This window comes from Microbulbifer mixtoriginis (SeqCode) (genome assembly GCF_052467235.1).
Window position 1 is genome coordinate 2,797,501 of the sequence record NZ_CP174305.1, and the last position, 21,185, is coordinate 2,818,685.

At 51.8% G+C, this 21,185-nt stretch carries 16 protein-coding genes, 5 tRNA genes and 2 rRNA genes (1 of these 23 running past the window's edge); 22 read left to right on the plus strand and 1 reads right to left on the minus strand.

Going from position 1 to position 21,185, the window contains the following annotated elements; translation table 11 throughout:
- Positions 1-1,756: ribosomal RNA gene (locus ACJJIO_RS12260) — 23S ribosomal RNA — on the plus strand; it begins 1,126 nt to the left of the window's first position.
- A gap of 203 nt (positions 1,757-1,959) precedes the next feature.
- Positions 1,960-2,075 (plus strand): 5S ribosomal RNA (rrf, locus tag ACJJIO_RS12265).
- Positions 2,076-2,863: 788 nt separating this feature from the next.
- Here rrf and ACJJIO_RS12270 read toward each other — a convergent pair.
- Positions 2,864-3,826, minus strand: coding sequence for a hypothetical protein (locus tag ACJJIO_RS12270; RefSeq protein ID WP_252084396.1), 963 nt, complete (start codon positions 3,824-3,826; stop codon positions 2,864-2,866).
- A gap of 339 nt (positions 3,827-4,165) precedes the next feature.
- Here ACJJIO_RS12270 and ACJJIO_RS12275 point away from each other — a divergent pair, with 339 nt between their 5' ends.
- From ACJJIO_RS12275 to rpoB, 20 genes are all read left to right on the plus strand, one after another.
- Positions 4,166-5,440: an alpha/beta hydrolase gene (locus ACJJIO_RS12275; protein WP_444908637.1), complete on the plus strand. Its 1,275-nt coding sequence runs from the start codon at positions 4,166-4,168 to the stop codon at positions 5,438-5,440.
- Positions 5,437-6,192: an ABC transporter ATP-binding protein gene (locus ACJJIO_RS12280; protein WP_444908638.1), complete on the plus strand. Its 756-nt coding sequence runs from the start codon at positions 5,437-5,439 to the stop codon at positions 6,190-6,192. The genes ACJJIO_RS12275 and ACJJIO_RS12280 overlap by 4 nt, the downstream gene beginning before the upstream one ends.
- Positions 6,189-7,379: an ABC transporter permease gene (locus ACJJIO_RS12285; protein ID WP_444908639.1), complete on the plus strand. Its 1,191-nt coding sequence runs from the start codon at positions 6,189-6,191 to the stop codon at positions 7,377-7,379. The genes ACJJIO_RS12280 and ACJJIO_RS12285 overlap by 4 nt, the downstream gene beginning before the upstream one ends.
- A 25-nt stretch (positions 7,380-7,404) precedes the next feature.
- Positions 7,405-8,517 (plus strand): alanine racemase, encoded by a 1,113-nt coding sequence (gene alr, locus ACJJIO_RS12290; RefSeq protein ID WP_444908640.1) that lies wholly within the window; start codon positions 7,405-7,407, stop codon positions 8,515-8,517.
- A gap of 5 nt (positions 8,518-8,522) precedes the next feature.
- Positions 8,523-9,524, plus strand: a complete 1,002-nt coding sequence (birA, locus tag ACJJIO_RS12295; RefSeq protein ID WP_444908641.1) for a bifunctional biotin--[acetyl-CoA-carboxylase] ligase/biotin operon repressor BirA — start codon at positions 8,523-8,525, stop codon at positions 9,522-9,524.
- Positions 9,521-10,258 (plus strand): type III pantothenate kinase, encoded by a 738-nt coding sequence (locus ACJJIO_RS12300; RefSeq protein ID WP_444908642.1) that lies wholly within the window; start codon positions 9,521-9,523, stop codon positions 10,256-10,258. Before birA ends, ACJJIO_RS12300 begins: the two co-directional genes overlap by 4 nt.
- A gap of 15 nt (positions 10,259-10,273) precedes the next feature.
- A complete protein-coding gene (locus tag ACJJIO_RS12305; RefSeq protein ID WP_444908643.1) occupies positions 10,274-10,963 on the plus strand; it encodes an SPOR domain-containing protein in 690 nt (229 codons plus the stop codon).
- A gap of 192 nt (positions 10,964-11,155) precedes the next feature.
- A tRNA-Thr gene (locus ACJJIO_RS12310) sits at positions 11,156-11,231 on the plus strand.
- A 110-nt stretch (positions 11,232-11,341) separates the two neighbouring features.
- Positions 11,342-11,425 (plus strand) — tRNA-Tyr (locus ACJJIO_RS12315).
- A 60-nt stretch (positions 11,426-11,485) separates the two neighbouring features.
- Positions 11,486-11,559: transfer RNA gene (locus ACJJIO_RS12320), tRNA-Gly, on the plus strand.
- Between the two features lie 68 nt (positions 11,560-11,627).
- A tRNA-Thr gene (locus ACJJIO_RS12325) sits at positions 11,628-11,702 on the plus strand.
- A 130-nt stretch (positions 11,703-11,832) separates the two neighbouring features.
- Positions 11,833-13,026: an elongation factor Tu gene (gene tuf / locus ACJJIO_RS12330; protein WP_252084404.1), complete on the plus strand. Its 1,194-nt coding sequence runs from the start codon at positions 11,833-11,835 to the stop codon at positions 13,024-13,026.
- A gap of 101 nt (positions 13,027-13,127) precedes the next feature.
- Positions 13,128-13,203 (plus strand) — tRNA-Trp (locus ACJJIO_RS12335).
- Between the two features lie 116 nt (positions 13,204-13,319).
- The gene (gene secE, locus ACJJIO_RS12340) at positions 13,320-13,688 is read left to right on the plus strand and encodes a preprotein translocase subunit SecE (protein WP_152451114.1); all 369 of its coding nucleotides are present in this window, start codon (positions 13,320-13,322) and stop codon (positions 13,686-13,688) included.
- Positions 13,689-13,698: 10 nt separating this feature from the next.
- A complete protein-coding gene (gene nusG, locus ACJJIO_RS12345; RefSeq protein WP_252084405.1) occupies positions 13,699-14,232 on the plus strand; it encodes a transcription termination/antitermination protein NusG in 534 nt (177 codons plus the stop codon).
- A 154-nt stretch (positions 14,233-14,386) separates the two neighbouring features.
- Positions 14,387-14,818, plus strand: a complete 432-nt coding sequence (rplK, locus tag ACJJIO_RS12350; RefSeq protein WP_152451118.1) for a 50S ribosomal protein L11 — start codon at positions 14,387-14,389, stop codon at positions 14,816-14,818.
- Complete coding sequence (gene rplA / locus ACJJIO_RS12355) at positions 14,819-15,514, plus strand: 50S ribosomal protein L1 (protein WP_152451120.1); 696 nt, start codon at positions 14,819-14,821, stop codon at positions 15,512-15,514.
- Between the two features lie 279 nt (positions 15,515-15,793).
- Positions 15,794-16,288 carry a 50S ribosomal protein L10 gene (gene rplJ, locus ACJJIO_RS12360; RefSeq protein WP_020411124.1) on the plus strand — a complete coding sequence of 165 codons (495 nt, stop codon included), beginning with the start codon at positions 15,794-15,796 and terminating at the stop codon, positions 16,286-16,288.
- Between the two features lie 78 nt (positions 16,289-16,366).
- Positions 16,367-16,735: a 50S ribosomal protein L7/L12 gene (gene rplL / locus ACJJIO_RS12365; RefSeq protein ID WP_252084407.1), complete on the plus strand. Its 369-nt coding sequence runs from the start codon at positions 16,367-16,369 to the stop codon at positions 16,733-16,735.
- A gap of 294 nt (positions 16,736-17,029) precedes the next feature.
- Positions 17,030-21,103 carry a DNA-directed RNA polymerase subunit beta gene (rpoB, locus tag ACJJIO_RS12370; RefSeq protein WP_444887950.1) on the plus strand — a complete coding sequence of 1,358 codons (4,074 nt, stop codon included), beginning with the start codon at positions 17,030-17,032 and terminating at the stop codon, positions 21,101-21,103.
- Positions 21,104-21,185: the final 82 nt, after the last annotated feature.

Genomic DNA, 21,185 nt, shown 5'->3' on the forward strand with positions numbered 1-21,185 from the left:
ACTGGTAACCGAAGCTGCGGATGCTCTTAGGAGCATGGTAGAGGAGCGTTGTGTAAGCCGTCGAAGGTGGATCGGGAGGTCTGCTGGAGGTATCACAAGTGCGAATGCTGACATGAGTAACGACAAGGGAGGTGAAAAACCTCCCCGCCGGAAGACCAAGGGTTCCTGTCCAACGCTAATCGGGACAGGGTTAGTCGACCCCTAAGGCGAGGGCGAAAGCCGTAGTCGATGGGAAACAGGTTAATATTCCTGTACTCGCTATTGCTGCGACGGAGTGACGGAGAAGGCTAGGCCAGCATGGCGATTGGTTGTCCATGTTTAAGGTTGTAGGCTGGGGACTTAGGCAAATCCGGGTCCCTAAGGCTGAGAACTGATGACGAAGCCCACTTAGTGGGTGAAGTGGTTGATGCCCTGCTTCCAGGAAAAACTTCTAAGCTTCAGGCAATAGTGAATCGTACTCTAAACCGACACAGGTGGTCAGGTAGAGAATACCAAGGCGCTTGAGAGAACTCTGGTGAAGGAACTAGGCAAAATGGTACCGTAACTTCGGGAGAAGGTACGCCGGTTTTGGTGATGGGACTTGCTCCCTAAGCTGAGGCCGGTCGAAGTGACCAGGTGGCTGCGACTGTTTATTAAAAACATAGCACTCTGCAAACTCGTAAGAGGACGTATAGGGTGTGACGCCTGCCCGGTGCCGGAAGGTTAATTGATGGGGTTAGCTTCGGCGAAGCTCTTGATCGAAGCCCCGGTAAACGGCGGCCGTAACTATAACGGTCCTAAGGTAGCGAAATTCCTTGTCGGGTAAGTTCCGACCTGCACGAATGGCGTAACGATGGCCACGCTGTCTCCACCAGAGACTCAGTGAAATTGAAATCGCTGTTAAGATGCAGTGTACCCGCGGCTAGACGGAAAGACCCCGTGAACCTTTACTACAGCTTTGCACTGAACTTTGAGCCTACTTGTGTAGGATAGGTGGGAGGCTTTGAAGCAGTAACGCTAGTTACTGTGGAGCCGTCCTTGAAATACCACCCTGGTATGTTTGAGGTTCTAACTCTGGTCCGTTATCCGGATCGAGGACAGTGTATGGTGGGTAGTTTGACTGGGGCGGTCTCCTCCCAAAGAGTAACGGAGGAGTACGAAGGTGCACTCAGCATGGTCGGAAATCATGCAATGAGCATAATGGTATAAGTGCGCTTGACTGCGAGACAGACATGTCGAGCAGGTACGAAAGTAGGTCATAGTGATCCGGTGGTTCTGTATGGAAGGGCCATCGCTCAACGGATAAAAGGTACTCCGGGGATAACAGGCTGATACCGCCCAAGAGTTCACATCGACGGCGGTGTTTGGCACCTCGATGTCGGCTCATCACATCCTGGGGCTGAAGCCGGTCCCAAGGGTATGGCTGTTCGCCATTTAAAGTGGTACGCGAGCTGGGTTTAGAACGTCGTGAGACAGTTCGGTCCCTATCTGCCGTGGGCGTTGGAAATTTGAGAAGAGTTGCTCCTAGTACGAGAGGACCGGAGTGAACGAACCTCTGGTGTTCGGGTTGTCACGCCAGTGGCATTGCCCGGTAGCTATGTTCGGACGGGATAACCGCTGAAAGCATCTAAGCGGGAAGCCTCCTTCAAGATTAGATTTCCCTGACTCCTTGAGAGTCCTAAAGGGCCGTGGAAGACTACCACGTTGATAGGCTGGGTGTGGAAGCGTTGTGAGGCGTTGAGCTAACCAGTACTAATTGCCCGTGCGGCTTGACCATACAACAGAGATGGTTACTAACGACTAGCTAAGCTAGCGGATTGTGGAATGAAAGACACACAATGATCGCTTGCGGTGTATTACTACAGATTGTTTTACCGACTTATTTGGGGTTATCGCCGGTCAACAGACCGAGGCAAACAGCGATAACACGGCAGGCCAAGCAGATTGCTTATAAGACCAACGCCAACCCAAGCCAGTTTGCCTGACGACAATAGAGTTGTGGAACCACCTGATCCCTTGCCGAACTCAGAAGTGAAACGCAACATCGCCGATGGTAGTGTGGGGCTTCCCCATGTGAGAGTAGGTCATCGTCAGGCTTCTAATCCGAAAGGGCCACCCAATAGGGTGGCCCTTTTTTTTATGGGCAAAAAAAATATTGAATGCATCAAAAAATAAAAACAGAGAATAAAAAAATAAATTCAAAATACAGAAAAAATAAAAAGCCGAATCGAATTTTTACTCGCAACACTCCCGCCGAAAAATCCAACTCGGTAAAAGCCAATTAAACAAGCGCAGGCTCTAAAAAGTTCTGAGGAGCCTTCCCTCCTATAAATAAAGCGCTTTCTTAGATTTTTTCTGTAAGGAAAAAATGGAAATACAAAAAATAACGCGCTTTATTTAATCTGCACCCCAAGCACCACCACAAAAACACCTGAAATTAAAAAGTGCTCTTTAGCCTAGAAAAATTATTGCGTTGAAAAAAACGGCGCAGAAATACCAATAAAAGTACCGGTGATTTTTTGCACGTTTTAATGAACCTGTGCAACCACGGGGCCTGGCGCGGATATACCGCAGTTATGCACAAGTCTATCCAGGCTTTCTGTTAATAACGCCAAGCGGTGGAAAGTGGATAAATGGCTGGTGTTTTTTTACCCGTTGAAAAGGCCCTCGCGGAAACAGGGGCCTGAGCGTGGATATCCCTGAGTTATACACAGCTCTATCCATGGATTCTGTTAGTAACAGCCTGTTAATGGAATGGTCATCAGCAGGAAACAGAAATATGCCTTGCTGTTGTGGGTAACTTGGAAGGATATTTGGCTGTGTGTAAAAGGGGAGTAATAAAAAGCCCCTAGAGAGGGGCTTCTGAAAGTACTTAAAACTTGAATTAATTGACCTGCTCATAGGCATTGTCCGGAACTAGATCATACTGCATTTCTTTCAAGCGTAATTCATCGAGAGGAACAAGAGCTGAGGGAAGAGTAAAGTGCCGAATAACTGTACCTGCCTGGCAGTCTATTATCTCAATATCTTCCTGTGTCTCCTGCAGACTATGTAACAAGCCCTTCAGGTGGGTTGCACTGGCATTGGAGAGGGATTGGTAATCATGTGTGCCATTGAGCCTGACAAAACGAGCTTCGGCGCCAGCTTCTTCTATACGGAGCCAGGCAATACCGGCTTCCTTTCCAGGTTCTCCAAAGACTATAGGGCCGAGAGAGTCTTCGTCAACAGGAGCAAAATCTGTGTCGGTTGGGGATAGTAAGGTACCTACCCAAACCCAGCCAGGGAGGCTTATACGGCTAAGCTGCCACTCACACAACCAGACAGTTTGATCGTCATCAATACGGAATTCTCGATAGTCTCTTTGGCTAAGGTAATTGTCAAAGGAGACTTTGGCGGTGGGGTTGTCTCTGCGGAAGCTGTGTAGTTGTTGGGTCATCTCATAATTGACTTCCCAGTGTTTTTTTAATCGCCATTGCATGGGGTATTGTCCCCACTCAACGATATATTCTTCCCGCTCAGAAATGGTTTCAACCACTCGCCAAAAAGCGCCATCAATCAGTATGCAAGTTTCACCAATTTTACATCCTGGCGCGATGATGCTGCACTCGGGAGATGCTTCAGAAGCACTGACGATATGCTCAGCACGCCCCTCAATAACTTCATACCAGGGAAAACCGTGGCGCAGAGGGGGAGGAAAAGCCAGTGCTGGTCGGCCACCAAGTAAGCGACGGAAAAGTACAGACTTCTCAATTTCAAGGTCAGAAAGTGTATAGCCCTCCTGCTGGGTGATCTGGCCCCAGGCAAAAGCGGCTCGAATTAAGTGTTTTTCACGGTCTGAAAAGCTCATGGGTGCAGTCATGGGCAAGCTAAAACTGAAACCTTACCACTCAGAGCAGATGGGTGCTAATGCAATTCTTCGAGATTGAGTGGCTAAGGACAGAGATGTTGGAAGTTGGATACACTGCGATGCTTGGCACCATAGGTTAAGGAGAATAATAACGTGTTAGGGGTAAACAGTCTTCGAACTGCTGTCGCCATATTAAGCGTCTTGTTATTAGCGCCGGTAATAACTGCAAAGGAATTATCTAATACGCAGGAATGCTATTTGGATGGTTGGCGGCACCCATTAAGGTGCGAGCGAATTTTAGTGGGGCACGGAGATAGCAAGGTAAATTTAGTAGTATTTGTGTCACCGGCTCTAGATGAGACGCAGCGAGAGCCTTTATATCTTCTCGCTGGTGGTCCAGGTCAGGCCGCGAGTGGTTTGATTCCGCTATTGCACACATTCCGAAAAATTAATCAGAAGCGGGCAATAGTCATGGTTGATCGGAGGGGAACCGGGCACTCTCGGTCATTTGGTTGTGGTATAGATCGGCATACACCAATGGATTTATCACTGATTTCCAAAGAATTGGAGCAGTGTTATCTACAGCAGGCTAATTTTGCTAATTCATTGAGTAGTCGACAAGCGGTTGAGGACCTGGAAAAGGTACGAAAGTATTTTAATCACAAGCAAATATCTCTTTGGGGGGGATCTTGGGGGACCCGAACAGCGCTTCTTTATCAACAGTGGCATCCGAACAGTTTGAAAACATTGGTGCTCGATGCGGTTGCACCTATCGATACTAAAGTCTTTCTGAGTGCGGCAGCTGCGGAAGACGCTATTCAAATACTGATGCGTGATTGCAGCTTAGAGTTTAGCTGCTCTAAGTTTGGAAACTGGAGGGAGGTATTGGATAAATTATTAAGTCAATGGGATGAGTCTAAATCCATGGATTTCCCTGATCCTGTGACAGGAAAGCCAATGAAGCACTCAATGTCTCGTTGGGTGCTACAAAATACCATACGTGCCGCCCTTTACTCTCCAGAAGCTGCTGCGCAATTACCCTTTGCTATTCAGCAGGCTGGCTTGGGGAATCATTATCCGCTTGCGGGTATTACTGGTTTATTTCCCGAGTCAGCGTTAGGTATGTCCCTTGGCTTAACGCTTTCTATTGCTTGTGCGGAAGAATTATCCCGTATCAGTGAGGAGGAGATTTTAGCTGATACTAATGGGTCTTTTGCGGGAAATGCTTTTCTTGAGATATTTGAACGTGGTTGTGAAGTTTGGCCTGTAGCCGATCGCTCCTATGCTAAACCACAACATCGAGAGCACCCAGTGTTACTAATTTCCGGGGAAGCCGATCCAATAACACCTCCCAGGTATGCCGAAAAACAACTTGGCTACTTGACCAATAAACAGCATTTAATCATTACTAGCGGTGGTCATATTAATTCCATGAGAGGTTGTGTACCGCGATTAATCGAAGAGTTCCTGGACTCTTCAGGGGAAGAGTTGGCAACGACCTGTGTTGATGAAATTCACAGGCCACCGTTTGTGAGTGGAATTTATGGGCCAGAGATAATGCAGGGTGTAACGACTACAACTGCGAGCGGAAAGCTTGGGGAGAATGCACCGTGATTAAGGTTGAGGGGGTAAATAAGCAATTTTCTGGGGTTTCTATACTGCGCAATCTTAGCTTTTCTGTGCCGAATAGCCAGATAACGGCCTTGCTTGGTGCTAACGGTGCAGGGAAGACCACGTGCCTGAGAATTATTGCCGGTCTTTTGAAGGCAGATAACGGTAAAGTTTTTGTTGGTGATATAGACCCTTGTAAAAATCCAAAAGGTGCTCGTAGGCAGCTTGGTATTGTAGGTGATAGGGAGGGGCTTTATGAGCGGCTCACTGTTGCAGAATATTTATCCTTTTTTGCCTGTGCTCAAGGGCTGACTGGGTCAGAATTAGAATTTGCACTGCAATCGGTTAAGGAAGAATTAGAGCTATCGAACCTGTGGAATCGCCGAACCAAGGGGTTTTCTCAGGGAGAGCGGATGAAAGTTTCTCTCGCTAGAGCATTGGTGCATCGTCCGAGTCACTTGGTGCTCGATGAGCCAACCCGGGGGTTGGATATACTTGCTGCTCGCCTGTTACGTAAGACGATTTTGCGCTTGAGGGCAGAGGGAACTGCTGTTTTATTTTCCAGCCATATTATGGCTGAAGTGCTCGAGCTATCCGACAGAGTTCTAGTTATGGCGGGAGGTTCGATAGTGGGGAACGGGACCCCGGATGAACTTATACAACAGACTGGCTCCGCAAGCCTTGAGGATAGCTTTGTGGAGCTTGCCTATGGGAATTTGTTAGAAAAAGACAAATGCGGTGAGCCGGTAGGATGATTTTTAAAAATCTATTTTCTCTGCAGATGCGAGCATTACTTCTTAAAGAGTTACGCGAAGTTTGGCGTGATCGACGCGCCCTAATGATCACGCTAGGTTTCACCTTATTGTTCCCTGTGTTGATCATTAGTAGTGGCGCTTTATCTTTGAAAGTAATGTCTGATACCTCCTTTGATGTAGCTATTATTGGGGCTGAGTATGCGCCGCTGTTGGAGGAGCAGTTACAGACAGGGGACTTGCGAATTGAGCGCTTACAAGATGGGGCTCCTCAAGCGCTTTTAGCAGATACATATGATGTGGTTTTGCGAATAGAGCAAAACTTTACTGAAGATTATCGAAGCCTGTTGTCTCCCAAGATTTATCTGTATGTAAATAGTGCAGATCAGTCTGCGGGGCGTGCTGGGCAGCTGGTGCAGCAGCAGTTGGCGCTATTTCAGCAGGTGATTGTGCGGCAGCGTTTAGCGGCCAGAGGTTTAGCAACTCAGGTTTTAGCACCGTGGCAGCTTGAGGTGCGGGATGTCAGTACGCCGTCCAGTCGAGGATTGGCAATTTGGGGACTGATGGTTCCCTTGTTACTGATAATGGCACTGCTAGTGTGTAGTGCGGCCCCTTCTATTGATACTTCTGCTGGGGAGCGTGAGCGCATGACCATCGAGGTATTATTACAGCAGCCTATAAACAGCTGGCAACTTGTGGTGGCGAAAGCTGTAGCCGTTACCAGTATCGGTTGGTTTGGTGCACTTCTTTCTCTGGCAGTTTTAACTGTATCACTGAGCTTGCTTCCCTTGGCTGAGATTGGTGTCCACTTTTCAGCTGGCATCAATGAACTGATGGGGATAAGTCTTATTTTACTGCCCTTAGCACTTCTGGTTGCGGTATTGCAGATTCTGCTATCTCTGCGTTCCCGTTCTTTTAAAGATGCCCAGATTCAGCTGAGTATTTTACAGGCTCTACCTGTCACACTGTTAATTGTATTGAAATTGTCCAATATTGAACTGGACTCGCCCTTGTGGCAGTTGACTCCACTTATCGGGCAGCAGCAGTGGTTGAGTGCATTAATGGCTGGGGAGTCCGTTTCTGTCTCCCTGGTGATAGCTGGTTCCCTGGTCACCCTTTCTTTGGTCGGGCTGTGTATATTAGTAGGTGCCCGTGCTTTACGGCGTGAAAGCTTACTTGGGGCAACCTAGCTGGTGAACTGAGAGTTGTAATGGCATGAACGATTTTCGCGAGGGTCTGCTGAGTATCAATTTGCAGTCCATTGCTGACAACTACCTGGATCTGACTAAGCGACTGGCAGCGGGTACTCGCTGTGGCGCAGTAGTCAAAGCGGATGCCTATGGCCTTGGTATGAATCAGGTAGTGCCGGTTCTGTATAGACAGGGTTGCCGAGACTTTTTTGTGGCAACGCAAACGGAAGGGGAGCGCCTGCGTAAAGAGCTGGGTAATAGCGTTCGCATTGTTATCTTGACTGGGGTGCGCACCGGGGCAGAGCTGGAATGTGCACGTGCAGGATTAATGCCGACACTTTTCACACTAGAGCAGTTGCGCAACTGGGTGGATATTTCCGTTAGCGAGGGGATTAAGGCGCCTTGTGCGGTAAAGATAGATTCGGGTATGACTCGCCTGGGTATGTCTCCCGAAGAGTTTGACCTACTGCTAAGAGATAGTCAGTTGTTGCGCTCGGCGGATATTCGTATTTTGCTGAGCCACCTTGCCTGTGCGGATGAACCTCAGCATCCACAAAACAATATTCAGTTGCGTAGCTTTAAAGCGGCTGGGGAAAGATTGAGGGCCCTGTGCCCTGAGGTTCAGCTGAGTCTCGCCAATTCATCGGGTATTTTCCTAGGTGAAGAGTATCACTTTGATATTGCGCGGCCGGGCTCTGCGCTTTATGGCGTCAATCCAATACCCGGGACCACAAACCCTATGCGCTCAGCTGTGGCACTCAGTCTGCCTATCGTGCAAAAGCGATTTGTCAGTCGTGAACAATGGGTAGGCTATGGAGCTACCCAACAAATAGCAGCGGGCAGCTGGTTGGCGGTAGCCCGTGGTGGATATGCCGATGGGATAATCCGGGCTCAGGGAGGGCGCGGTTGTGGCTGGGCCTATGGCCGCCAACTGCCGATAATTGGCCGGATTTCCATGGATTCCACAACTTTTGATATTTCTGCTCTCTCTCAAGAGGAGCGGGAATCCCTCCTATCAATTGAGATACTGAATAAAGACCTGACCGTAGATGAGGTGGCTGAATACGCTGGCACCATAGGTTATGAAGTGCTGACCAGCTTAGGGCACCGCTATTTCCGTCGCTATTTAAAAAGTTAATTACCTTGCTAGACACTATTAAGAAAAGTCCACTGGAACCATTGCGCCCAGTATTGGAATTATTGGCTGATGGCGAGACGCACTCTGGCGAGGCGCTCGGATTGGCTCTAGGAGTAAGCCGGGCTGCGGTTTGGAAGCAGTTACAGAAGCTAGAGCAGTACGGATTGGCTTTGGAGTCCATTAAGGGGCAAGGCTATCGCTTGCCTGGTGGTTTGGAGCTCCTGTCCTCAGAAAAAATTTACAGCACATTGGGTGAGCAAGCCGGGGCGCTATTGCGAGAGTTGATGCTATTTGATGAGGTGGACTCGACCAATACCCAGTTGCTATCACTCATGGAGGAGGGAAGAGGGCACGGGGTTGCACTGCTCTCCGAGCGGCAGAGTGCCGGCCGCGGTCGTCGTGGTCGGCAATGGGTTAGCCCCTATGGGACGGGCATCAGCCTATCCATTGGGTGGGAGTTCAATGGGGGGGTGCAATGCCTCGAAGGGTTGAGCCTCGCCGTTGGGGTGGCTATTGCCCGGGCATTGGAGCGCTTTTCGGTGCCAGATGTTCGCCTCAAATGGCCAAATGATGTTTGGTGTCGCGGTCGAAAGTTATCTGGTGTTTTACTGGAGCTTAAAGGCGATCTTACGGATCGCTGTGCTGTGGTGATTGGTATTGGCTTAAATAGTGGCCTGCGAAGTGAGATTGCCACGGCAATAGATCAGCCATGGGCAGACTTGCAACAAGTGAAGCCCGGAATATCTCGCAATCAATTGGTGGCAGCGATTCTGACTGAGCTGCTACCGCTTTTATACAGCTATACCGAACAAGGTTTTGTTGCTTACCGTGAAGCCTGGATGAAGCTGGATCAGTTTGCTGGGCAAAAGGTTACTCTGCAGGCAGGTAGTCAAACCTGGCGCGGAGTTGCAGTTGGCGTTAGTGAAAAGGGTGCTTTGAAGTTAAATATGGACGGGCAAGTGCAACACTTCCATGGTGGTGAGATTTCTTTACGGGGGCAGGTTTGATTCTCGAACTGGATATCGGTAATACCCGGGGCAAGTGGCGCCTGTTAGATGAATTACAGGTGAGCGCCAGGGGTAGCTTTATGACTGCTGATCTGCGCGATGGGCATTTGCCCGATGGGTGGGATCTGTTGGACCCGCGGAGAGTACGCGTGGTCAATGTGGCGGGACCGCAAGTTGCGGAGACGCTGAGCGGGCATATTCAGGAGTTGTTTTCACTTGAGGTGGAGTTTTCCCAGGTACTGCTGGAATGTGCTGGAGTAGCCTGTGGCTATGATAATCACCGCCTGCTCGGCACTGATCGCTGGCTGGCTATGCTGGCTGCCTATGATCGAGAGCGGCGGGCGGCCCTAATTGTCGACTGCGGCAGCGCGGTCACTCTGGATTTGGTCGACAATAGCGGGTGTCACTTGGGGGGCTACATTGTCCCTGGTGTCGGCCTTATGCAACGTTCTTTGTATCTGGATACTCATGCGGCTAAAAGTGCGCAGGATATTGCTCTAACGGAGTCCCTCGGTGCAGGCCGCAGTACCGATGAAGCCATAAACCGCGGCCTCCTGCTTATGGTGCTTGGTGCCATCGATCGTGCACTGGAAGAGTTGCGTGGATACTGTGCTGAAGAACCGCTGTTGTGGTTGACAGGCGGCGATGCCCCAGTGCTGTCAGCTCTTTATCAGCGGGAGCACCATTTGGTTCCTGAGCTGGTAATGGATGGCTTGGCGTTAAGTAATCCTTGAAATAAATAACACCCTATGCGCTGGATAGCTCTTTTCTTAATACTGTTAAATTTCGGCGTCTTTGCTTGGTTTGTTGGTACTTCAACCTCTGATAAAGAGAGAATAAGGGTTGCCGATAAAAGGGCGGAGGTACAGGTCCAGAGTATTGCCCTGGTCAATGAAATATCTCCGCAGGAGCTGTCTCCTCTGCCGGTGGCTCCCATGTCGCCCGCAAAGGCAAGCTCTACTGAGCAGCTCTGCACTTTGCTTGGCCCATTTGCGGAGGAGTCACTTGGAGAGGCGATAGTACAGCGCTTAAAGTCCCTGCAGGTTTCTGCCGTATTGCGAGATGTGGAAATGCAAGGGCAGATGCGTTACTGGGTTTTTCTGCCACCATTGAATTCCAGGCGAGAAGCCTACAACCGTTTACGAGAATTGCAGGCACAGGGAATAGATAGTTATGTGATCCCCAAAGGTGCGTTGGCTGATGGTATTTCCTTTGGCATTTTCAGCGAGCGTTCGCGCGCTGAATCTCTGACAGGTGAGTTGATTGAGAAAGGCATACGGGCTCAATTCCGCGAGGAGCCTCAGACCCACGCCGAACACTGGATCGTATTGGCGCCAGGTGCCTCAGATAGTTTAGCCCCGGATTTTTGGTTGCAGTTGCAGCAAGAGCATCCCGAGCTGGATCGTCGCCGTAATCTTTGTGCAGAAGTGTCCGGTTGATGGGGTTGGGCTAGAGGTCTAGGTCCCCAGCCGTGAAACAAGGTTCACCGTATTTTTCTATACGTGGCAACAGGCGACATAAAAATTCTGATTTTTCTGCAAAAAGGGTGTTGCGTGTCGGGATAACTTCCCATAGAATCCCGCCTCCATTGACGAGGGTGACTATTCAACTTCGGCAATGGACGGGATAGGGCTGGCGTAGCTCAGTTGGTAGAGCAGCTGACTTGTAATCAGCCGGTCGGGGGTTCGACTCCTCTCGCCAGCTCCATTTTTATCCCGGCGCTGCTCGACATTAGATTTTTCAGCTAAGTCTGTGAAATTTAAAGAAAAAAATGTTGACAGCGCGGCGGAAGGTGTAGAAAATGCACCCGCATTGAGGCAGGGGTTCCCGAGTGGCCAAAGGGATCAGACTGTAAATCTGACGCGAAAGCTTCGGTGGTTCGAATCCACCCCCCTGCACCATTTTTTACACCGTAAGGTGTTGCCGGCAAGACAGGTAGTTTTGTCTGGAGGCTCCCGCAAGCGGGCATAGTTCAATGGTAGAACCTCAGCCTTCCAAGCTGATGATGCGGGTTCGATTCCCGCTGCCCGCTCCAACTATGGGTTCGGCTGGAATGCTCTCCAAAATGGCAAGCCTTGTGGTCGCCTAGGAAGGCGTTGATTTGCTCATGTAGCTCAGGGGTAGAGCACACCCTTGGTAAGGGTGAGGTCGGCGGTTCAAATCCGCCCATGAGCTCCATTTTTCAATAGCCGCAAGGGTGAAAGCTCTTGCGGTTGTTTGTGTCCGGGGTCGGGCTTTTCCGGGTCGGATGCGCATGTTCTGTACGTGGGTGGTGCCGTTAGCGGCTCATCTATATTAGGAGGCTGCAATGGCAAAAGAAAAGTTTGAACGTTCCAAGCCCCACGTGAACGTGGGCACCATCGGTCACGTTGACCACGGTAAAACCACCCTGACCGCTGCTCTGACCCGCGTATGTGCGGAAGTATGGGGCGGTGACGCTGTTGCTTTTGACGGTATCGACAATGCTCCGGAAGAGCGTGAGCGCGGTATCACCATCGCTACTTCTCACGTTGAGTACGAGTCCCCGACTCGCCACTACGCGCACGTAGACTGCCCGGGACACGCCGACTACGTTAAGAACATGATCACCGGTGCTGCTCAGATGGACGGCGCTATCCTGGTATGTTCCGCTGCTGACGGCCCCATGCCGCAGACTCGTGAGCACATCCTGCTGTCCCGTCAGGTAGGTGTACCTTACATCGTTGTATTCCTGAACAAGGCGGACATGGTAGACGACGAAGAGCTGCTCGAGCTGGTAGAAATGGAAGTTCGCGAACTTCTGGACCAGTACGAGTTCCCAGGTGACGACACTCCGATCATCGTTGGTTCCGCTCTGATGGCCCTGAACGGCGAAGACGACAACGAAATGGGTACTACCGCTGTTAAGAAGCTGGTAGAAACTCTGGACGAGTACATCCCTGAGCCGGAGCGTGCAGTAGATCAGCCGTTCCTGATGCCGATCGAAGACGTATTCTCCATCTCTGGTCGTGGTACCGTAGTAACCGGTCGTGTAGAGCGTGGTGTAATCAACACTGGCGACGAAGTTGAGATCGTTGGTATTAAAGAAACCACCACCACTACCTGTACTGGTGTTGAAATGTTCCGCAAGCTGCTCGACGAAGGTCGTGCTGGTGAGAACATTGGCGCGCTGCTGCGTGGCACCAAGCGTGACGAAGTAGAGCGTGGTCAGGTACTGGCTAAGCCGGGCTCCATCACTCCGCACACCAAGTTCGAAGCGGAAGTGTACATCCTGTCCAAGGACGAAGGTGGTCGTCACACCCCGTTCTTTAAAGGCTACCGTCCTCAGTTCTACTTCCGTACTACCGACGTAACTGGTGCGGTTGAGCTGCCGGAAGGCACTGAAATGGTAATGCCGGGCGACAACATTCAAATGGTTGTTACCCTGATCGCTCCGATCGCCATGGAAGACGGCCTGCGCTTCGCTATCCGCGAAGGTGGTCGTACCGTAGGTGCGGGCGTTGTTGCTAAGATCATTGAGTAATCTTTGATCTTCGTGTCGCCAGGGTTCCCTGGTGGCGCAGTAGATGAGAGGGTGGTCTGTAGCCCTCTTTATCTTCGGGTGCTAAGGCATCCAAGCTGTACAGGCCAGTAGTTCAATTGGTAGAGCACCGGTCTCCAAAACCGGGTGTTGGGGGTTCGAGTCCCTCCTGGCCTGCCATTTTAAACACTCCACTTGAAATAAGTTTAGGGGTGTCGCAAGACCCTACTTGTCAGTGGGGCTTTTGTGTTTTTGAGCACTAAGGGCTTATCTGTAGTGCGCTAAGGGCTTCATATATGAATGCTAAAGCAGAAGCGAAAACCTTTCGTCTTGACGGCCTGAAATGGCTGCTAATAGTACTGCTGGTTGGTGGTGCTGTAGCGGGCAATTCTTATTATGCCGAATTCCCCCTGATTTACCGCGTGCTGGCAGTGACTGCAATCTGCCTGGCTGCCCTGGTTGTCGCGGTGAATACTGCGAAGGGTAATGCACTCTGGCAACTGTTGCGCGAAGCGCAAACGGAAGTCAGGCGCGTGGTTTGGCCGACTCGTCAAGAGGCCACCCAGACGACTGTGATTGTGGTGGTTTTTGTGTTGATTATGGCGCTAATTCTCTGGGCGCTGGACTCCGCTTTAGGTTGGGCGGCATCCAAACTCATCGGCTAAAGGTTGATACATGTCAAAGCATTGGTATGTGGTCCAGGCTTACTCGGGCTATGAGAAGCGTGTAGCTAGCTCTCTCAAGGAGCGAATTGAGCTGCACGAAATGGATCACCTGTTTGGTGAAGTGCTGGTTCCCACCGAAGAAGTGGTGGAGATGCGAGCAGGGCAAAAGCGCAAGAGTGAGCGCAAGTTCTTCCCCGGTTATGTCCTGGTGGAAATGGAACTGAATGACGATACTTGGCACTTGGTAAAAGAAACTCCTCGAGTGCTCGGTTTTATCGGAGGCAAGGCGGATAGGCCGGCCCCGATCACTGACCGCGAAGCGCAGGCTATCCTGAATCGAATCGACGATTCCGCCGATAAGCCCAAGCCCAAGACCCTATTTGAGCCAGGTGAAATGGTTCGGGTTATCGATGGTCCGTTTAATGATTTCAACGGTGTGGTCGAAGAGGTCAACTACGAGAAGAGCCGCCTGCGCGTGGCCGTATTGATCTTCGGGCGCTCCACCCCCGTTGAACTGGAGTTTAGTCAGGTAGAAAAGACCTGATTCCAGTGTAAATTTTTTGCCCTCTTTCGCCGCAAGGTGGAAGGGGGTTTTCGCGTCCCCGGAAAATATATTTTGTTTTTTGGGGCGGGGAGCCAGCTCTCTGCCGAGAGGTAAGTTGTGGCTGGCGTTACCACCCATCTAGAGGAGAGCTGTAATGGCTAAGAAAGTAGAAGCTTATATCAAGCTGCAAGTTAAGGCCGGTCAGGCCAACCCAAGTCCGCCCGTTGGTCCTGCACTGGGTCAGCACGGCGTGAACATCATGGAATTCTGTAAGGCGTTCAACGCCCAGACTCAAAGCCTTGAGCCGGGTCTGCCGGTGCCGGTTGTGATCTCTGTATACAGCGATCGCTCCTTCACCTTCATCATGAAATCTCCGCCCGCCGCAGTACTGCTGCGCAAGGCCGCCAAGATCAAGAGTGGTTCCGGTCGCCCGAATACCGACAAGGTCGGTAAGGTTACCCGCGCTCAGATCGAAGAGATCGTAGAAATGAAAAAGGCTGACCTGACTGCATCCGATATGGACGCGGCCGTGCGCACCATCGCCGGTTCCGCACGCAGTGCCGGTATCGAAGTGGAGGGTCTCTAAGTGGCTAAATTGAGCAAGCGTCAGCGCGTAATCGCTGAGAAAGTTGAAGCTGGTAAAGCATACGGCATCGAAGAAGCCGTAGCTCTGCTGAAAGAGCTGTCCAACGTTAAGTTTGCAGAGACTGTAGACGCTTCTGTAAACCTGGGTATCGATCCGCGTAAATCCGACCAGGCTGTTCGCGGTGCGACCACTCTGCCGCACGGTACTGGTAAAGAAGTTCGCGTAGCTGTTTTCACCCAGGGTGCAAACGCTGATGCCGCTAAAGAAGCGGGCGCTGACCTGATCGGTATGGACGAGCTGGCTGCCGACGTTAAAGCGGGCAAGATGGACTTCGACGTAGTAATCGCTTCTCCCGATGCGATGCGCGTTGTAGGTCAGCTGGGTCAAATCCTCGGCCCGCGCGGCCTGATGCCGAACCCGAAGACTGGCACTGTAACTCCAGACGTTGCTACCGCAGTTAAAAATGCCAAAGCTGGTCAGGTGCGTTTCCGCGCTGACAAAGGCGGCATCATCCACGGTGGTATCGGCAAAGTTGCTTTCGATGCGAACTTGCTGAAAGAGAACCTGGAAGCTCTGGTAGCAGACCTGAAGAAGGCCAAGCCGGCTTCTGCAAAAGGTGTGTACCTGAAGAAGATCACCCTGAGCACCACTATGGGCCCAGGTCTGGTTATCGACCAGTCTTCCCTGAACATCTAATTGAAGCTGTGCGCTGACACTGTTGGCGTATGGTAAATCGAACTTTGGGGTCCACTTGATGCTTAGGCAGAAATGTGGGCCGTCAAAGACCGTAGGTGCCAGATGCGTTGAGGTTTAACGTGTCCGGCTTAATCCAAATCTCGGCCAGGTTGGTCGTTGAGAGGTTTGAGCCTACGCAGACGGTGTCGCCCAAACCAGTATTTTTACTGGATTTGAGCTTTATGCACCGGAACGGATCGGGCTTTGAGCCCGGTTTTTTTCAAATCCAGGAGTGACACTATGGCTATTGGACTCGAAGACAAGAAAGCGATTGTCGCAGATGTCCAGCAAGCTGCTGAGGGTGCTCTGTCTGCGGTAGTTGCGGATTCCCGCGGCGTTACCGTAAATGACATGACTGCCCTGCGCAAAGAGGCTCGCGAGAACGGCGTTTGGTTGAAAGTCGTCCGCAATACTCTGGCGCGTCGCGCTCTGGCAGGAACCGATTACGAATGTCTGACTGACAAATTCGTAGGTCCTAGCATCATTGCATTCTCTAACGAACACCCAGGTGCCGGCGCGCGCATCCTGAGCCAGTTCGCCAAGGGCAATGACAAGCTGGAACTGAAAGGTGCTGCCTTCGAAGGCGCGATCACCGACGTCGCATTGTTGGCAAGCCTGCCGACTTACGACGAGGCGATCGCCAAGCTGATGAGCGTGTTGAAAGAAGCATCTGCTGGCAAGCTGGTCCGCACTATTGCGGCCGTTCGCGACCAAAAAGAGCAGGAAGCTGCGTAATTGTATTCGCTTTAGCGAATCGCGGTTTCAAAACGAAATACGAGCAGCTACTGCTCAAACCAATTCAGGTAATGACTCATGTCTCTGACTAAAGAAGATATCATCAACGCTGTTGCCGAAATGTCTGTTAAAGACGTTGTTGAGCTGATCGAAGCAATGGAAGAGAAGTTCGGTGTAACTGCTGCAGCAGCAGTTGTAGCCGGCCCGGCTGGTGGCGAAGCTGCCGCTGAAGAGAAAGACTCTTTCGACGTAGTTCTGACTTCTGCAGGCGACAAGAAAGTGAACGTGATCAAGGTTGTTCGCGGCATCACCGGCCTGGGCTTGAAAGAAGCCAAGGCACTGGTTGACGGCGCTCCAAGCCCGCTGAAAGAAGGCGCAACCAAAGACGAAGCTGAAGCCGCTAAGAAAGAGCTGGAAGAAGCTGGCGCAACTGTAGAACTGAAGTAATTCGGTTGTTGCGATTCCCGCTATTGGTCGCCTAAAACGACACATAGCGGTAAGGCTGGTGGACTTTTGTCCGCCGGCCTTTTTGCCGTTTGCGGTACTGAGGTTTTAGCGGTGCCGGCGGTATAAAACCGTGGCAAACCTCATTTAACCATAGCGCAGTTGCGCTGCCCGAAAGCAAGCGGAGAGGTTTCTGAACAGCGCAGGCAATCTGTGTTGTTCAGAGGCTTCTCGCCCGGAGGGGCTCCCGAATGGAGTCCCACGAAGTCTTGTCACTGATCAAGCTGGGGAATTTGAATGGCTTACTCATATACTGAGAAAAAACGTATCCGCAAGGATTTTGGCAAACTGCCTAAGGTCATGGATGTGCCCTTCCTGCTTGCGATACAGCTGGATTCATATCGCAATTTTACACAGGCCGACAAGCGCCCCGACGATCGCTTAGATGTCGGCCTGCAGGCGGCGTTTAAATCCGTATTTCCGATTGTCAGCTATTCAGGCAATGCCGCTCTGGAGTACGTGAGCTACACACTGGGTAAGCCCGCTTTCGATGTTAAGGAATGTACTCTGCGCGGCGTGACCTACGCCTGTCCGCTGCGTGTACGTGTGCGCCTGATTATTTACGATAAAGAGTCTGCGAATAAGTCCATTAAGGACATCAAAGAGCAGGAAGTTTACATGGGCGAAATCCCGCTCATGACCGACAACGGTACCTTTGTAATTAATGGTACTGAGCGTGTTATCGTATCCCAGCTACACCGTTCCCCAGGTGTATTTTTCGATCACGACAAAGGCAAGACCCATTCCTCCGGTAAGCTGCTGTACGCCGCGCGTGTAATTCCTTATCGTGGCTCCTGGCTGGACTTCGAATTCGATCCAAAGGACTTGGTATTCGTTCGTATCGACCGCCGCCGCAAACTGCCTGCGACAATTCTGTTGCGTGCACTGGGATATAGCTCCCAGGAAATGCTGGAGATGTTCTTCGAGACCAGCAAGTTTGAACTGCAGGAAGACCGCGTTAGCCTGGAACTGATTCCCTCCCGCTTGCGCGGTGACGTGGCCTCTTTTGATATTAAAGATGGCCAGGGCAAGGTGATTGTGGAAGAGGGGCGTCGTATCACCCCGCGTCATATTCGCCAGCTGGAGAAAGCCGGCGTAGAAAAGCTGGACGCGCCACTGGAATACCTGTTTGGCCGTATTCTGGCTCACGATATTGTCGATGAGTCTACTGGTGAAATTGCAGTTGAGTGTAATGCTGAGATTACCGCTGAAGTAATCGCCCAGTTACGCACGCTCAATATTAAGACTTTCGAAACGCTGTACACCAATGATCTAGACCGTGGACCGTTTATCTCCGATACCCTGCGTGCAGAGCCTTCCCGCACTCAGCTGGAAGCGCTGGTAGAGATCTACCGCATGATGCGCCCAGGCGAGCCGCCCACCAAGGAATCTGCGGAATCCCTGTTTGAAAACCTGTTCTTCACCGACGAGCGCTACGATCTGTCCGCCGTTGGTCGCATGAAGTTCAATCGTCGCCTGGGCCGTGAAGACGAGACTGGCGAAGGTACCCTGAGCAAAGAAGATATCGTCGATGTACTGAAGACCTTGATCGATATCCGTAACGGTCAGGGCATGGTGGACGATATCGATCACCTGGGGAACCGCCGCGTGCGCTCCGTTGGTGAGATGGCCGAGAACCAGTTCCGCGTTGGTCTGGTACGTGTGGAGCGCGCGGTCAAAGAGCGCCTGTCCATGGCGGAGTCCGAAGGCCTGATGCCGCAGGACCTGATCAATGCCAAGCCGGTTGCCGCTGCCGTGAAGGAATTCTTCGGTTCCTCGCAGCTGTCCCAGTTTATGGACCAGAACAACCCGCTGTCGGAAGTGACTCACAAGCGTCGTGTTTCCGCACTGGGCCCAGGTGGTTTGACCCGTGAGCGCGCTGGCTTTGAGGTGCGCGACGTGCACCCGACGCACTACGGCCGCGTATGTCCGATTGAGACGCCGGAAGGACCGAACATCGGTCTGATCAACTCCCTGGCCACTTACGCTCGCGCTAACCACTACGGTTTCCTCGAGAGTGCTTATCGCAAAGTGGTTGATGGCAAGGTAACCGACGAAATCGCTTACCTGTCAGCGATCAATGAAGCAAATTACATTATTGCCCAGGCGTCTGCGGAAGTAGATGACAACGGCAACTTCATTGATGACCTGATCAGCGTGCGTCACCATGGCGAATTTACCCTGAAAGCACCGGGTGAAATCCAGTATATGGATGTTTCCGCCAAGCAGGTGGTTTCTGTCGCTGCGGCGATGATCCCGTTCCTTGAGCACGATGACGCCAACCGTGCATTGATGGGCTCGAACATGCAGCGTCAGGCGGTACCGACCCTGCGTGCTGAAAAGCCGCTAGTAGGCACCGGTATGGAGCGCACAGTAGCGCGCGACTCCGGGGTATGTGTGGTAGCCAAGCGTGGCGGTGTGATTGAGCGTGTTGATTCCAGCCGTGTGGTAGTCCGCGTGGCGGACGCTGAGGTGGAAGCCGGTGATGCAGGTGTAGATATTTATAACCTGACCAAATACATCCGCTCCAACCAGAATACCTGTATCAATCAGCGTCCGATTGTTAACACTGGTGATCGCGTAACCCGCGGCGATATCCTTGCCGATGGTCCTTCTGTTGACCTGGGTGAGCTGGCTCTAGGCCAGAATATGCGCATCGCCTTTATGCCCTGGAATGGTTACAACTTTGAGGACTCCATCCTCATTAGTGAGCGCGTTGTACAGGAAGACCGCTTCACCACTATTCACATCCAGGAACTGACCTGTATTGCCAGAGATACCAAACTGGGTAGTGAGGAGATCACTGCGGATATCCCCAATGTGGGCGAGTCTGCGCTGAATAAGTTGGACGAGTCCGGCATTGTATATATCGGTGCGGAAGTAGGTGCCGGCGATATCCTGGTCGGTAAGGTTACTCCTAAAGGCGAAGCACAGCTGACCCCAGAAGAGAAGCTGCTGCGTGCAATCTTCGGTGAAAAAGCTTCCGACGTTAAAGACACTTCCCTGCGCGCGCCCAGTGGCACCCGTGGTACCGTGATTGACGTTCAGGTGTTCACCCGTGACGGCCTGCAGAAAGATCAGCGTTCCATCGATATTGAGAAGGCGCAGCTGGATGAGGTTCGCAAGGACCTGAATGAGGAATACCGCATTGTCGAAGGCGCTACCTTTGAGCGTCTGCAGCAAGCACTGCTGGGCCAGAAGGCTGCCGGTGGTAAAGGTATCAGCAAGGGCCAGGAGCTCACTACTGAAGTACTCGCCACTCTGCCGCGTGAAGACTGGTTCAAGCTGCGCATGGAAGACGAGGGTCTCAACGAGCAGCTGGAGAAGGCAGAAGTACAGCTGAAAGAGCGTCGCAAGCTGCTCGACGAAGCCTTTGAAGACAAGAAGAAAAAACTGGAGTCCGGCGATGACCTGGCTCCGGGCGTATTGAAAATCGTCAAGGTCTACCTAGCGATCAAACGCCGCATCCAGCCGGGCGACAAGATGGCCGGTCGCCACGGTAACAAGGGTGTGATCTCCGTAATCAAGCCCGTTGAAGACATGCCTTACGACCAAAACGGTGAGCCGGTAGACATCGTTCTGAACCCACTGGGTGTTCCCTCGCGGATGAACGTTGGTCAGGTTCTGGAAATGCACCTGGGTATGGCTGCTAAAGGTCTTGGCGTCAAAATCGACAAGATGATCAAGGAGCAGCAGGAAGTCGCCAAGGTGCGCGGATTCCTGGAAGAGGTCTACAACTCCACAGGCGGTCGCAAGGAAGAACTGGATCAGTTCTCCGATCAGGAAGTCATGACCATGGCGCAAAACCTGCGTCGCGGTGTACCCATGGCGACCCCGGTATTCGACGGTGCCGATGAGAGCGAGATCAAGCAATTGCTGCGCCTCGCCGATATCCCTGATTCCGGCCAGATCACTCTGCACGACGGTCGTACCGGTGATGCTTTCGAGCGTCCGGTTACCGTGGGCTACATGTACATGCTGAAGCTGAACCACCTGGTGGACGACAAGATGCACGCGCGTTCCACTGGCTCCTACAGCCTGGTTACTCAGCAGCCGCTGGGTGGTAAGGCACAGTTCGGTGGTCAGCGTTTCGGGGAGATGGAAGTGTGGGCGCTGGAAGCCTACGGCGCCGCATACACCCTGCAGGAAATGCTCACGGTCAAATCAGACGACGTGGAAGGGCGGACCAAGATGTACAAAAACATCGTGGATTCCGACCACCGTATGGAGCCTGGCATGCCGGAGTCCTTCAACGTACTGGTTAAGGAAATCCGCTCTCTCGGTATGAACTTCGAGCTCGAGCACGAGTAAGACCGATTGGTGCAAAAGCCTGTTCGCAGGTGAATTGAGACAAGCGCCGGCACCCTGGAAGCAGTGGGGTTGCCGGCCCGCC

Coding starts and splice junctions, on each gene's coding strand:
- ACJJIO_RS12270 (WP_252084396.1), bottom strand. CDS start 3,826: ATGAGCTTTTCAGACCGTGAAAAACACTTAATTCGAGCCGCTTTTGCC.
- ACJJIO_RS12285 (WP_444908639.1), top strand. CDS start 6,189: ATGATTTTTAAAAATCTATTTTCTCTGCAGATGCGAGCATTACTTCTT.
- alr (WP_444908640.1), top strand. CDS start 7,405: ATGAACGATTTTCGCGAGGGTCTGCTGAGTATCAATTTGCAGTCCATT.
- ACJJIO_RS12305 (WP_444908643.1), top strand. CDS start 10,274: ATGCGCTGGATAGCTCTTTTCTTAATACTGTTAAATTTCGGCGTCTTT.
- tuf (WP_252084404.1), top strand. CDS start 11,833: ATGGCAAAAGAAAAGTTTGAACGTTCCAAGCCCCACGTGAACGTGGGC.
- secE (WP_152451114.1), top strand. CDS start 13,320: ATGAATGCTAAAGCAGAAGCGAAAACCTTTCGTCTTGACGGCCTGAAA.
- nusG (WP_252084405.1), top strand. CDS start 13,699: ATGTCAAAGCATTGGTATGTGGTCCAGGCTTACTCGGGCTATGAGAAG.
- rplK (WP_152451118.1), top strand. CDS start 14,387: ATGGCTAAGAAAGTAGAAGCTTATATCAAGCTGCAAGTTAAGGCCGGT.
- rplJ (WP_020411124.1), top strand. CDS start 15,794: ATGGCTATTGGACTCGAAGACAAGAAAGCGATTGTCGCAGATGTCCAG.
- rplL (WP_252084407.1), top strand. CDS start 16,367: ATGTCTCTGACTAAAGAAGATATCATCAACGCTGTTGCCGAAATGTCT.
- rpoB (WP_444887950.1), top strand. CDS start 17,030: ATGGCTTACTCATATACTGAGAAAAAACGTATCCGCAAGGATTTTGGC.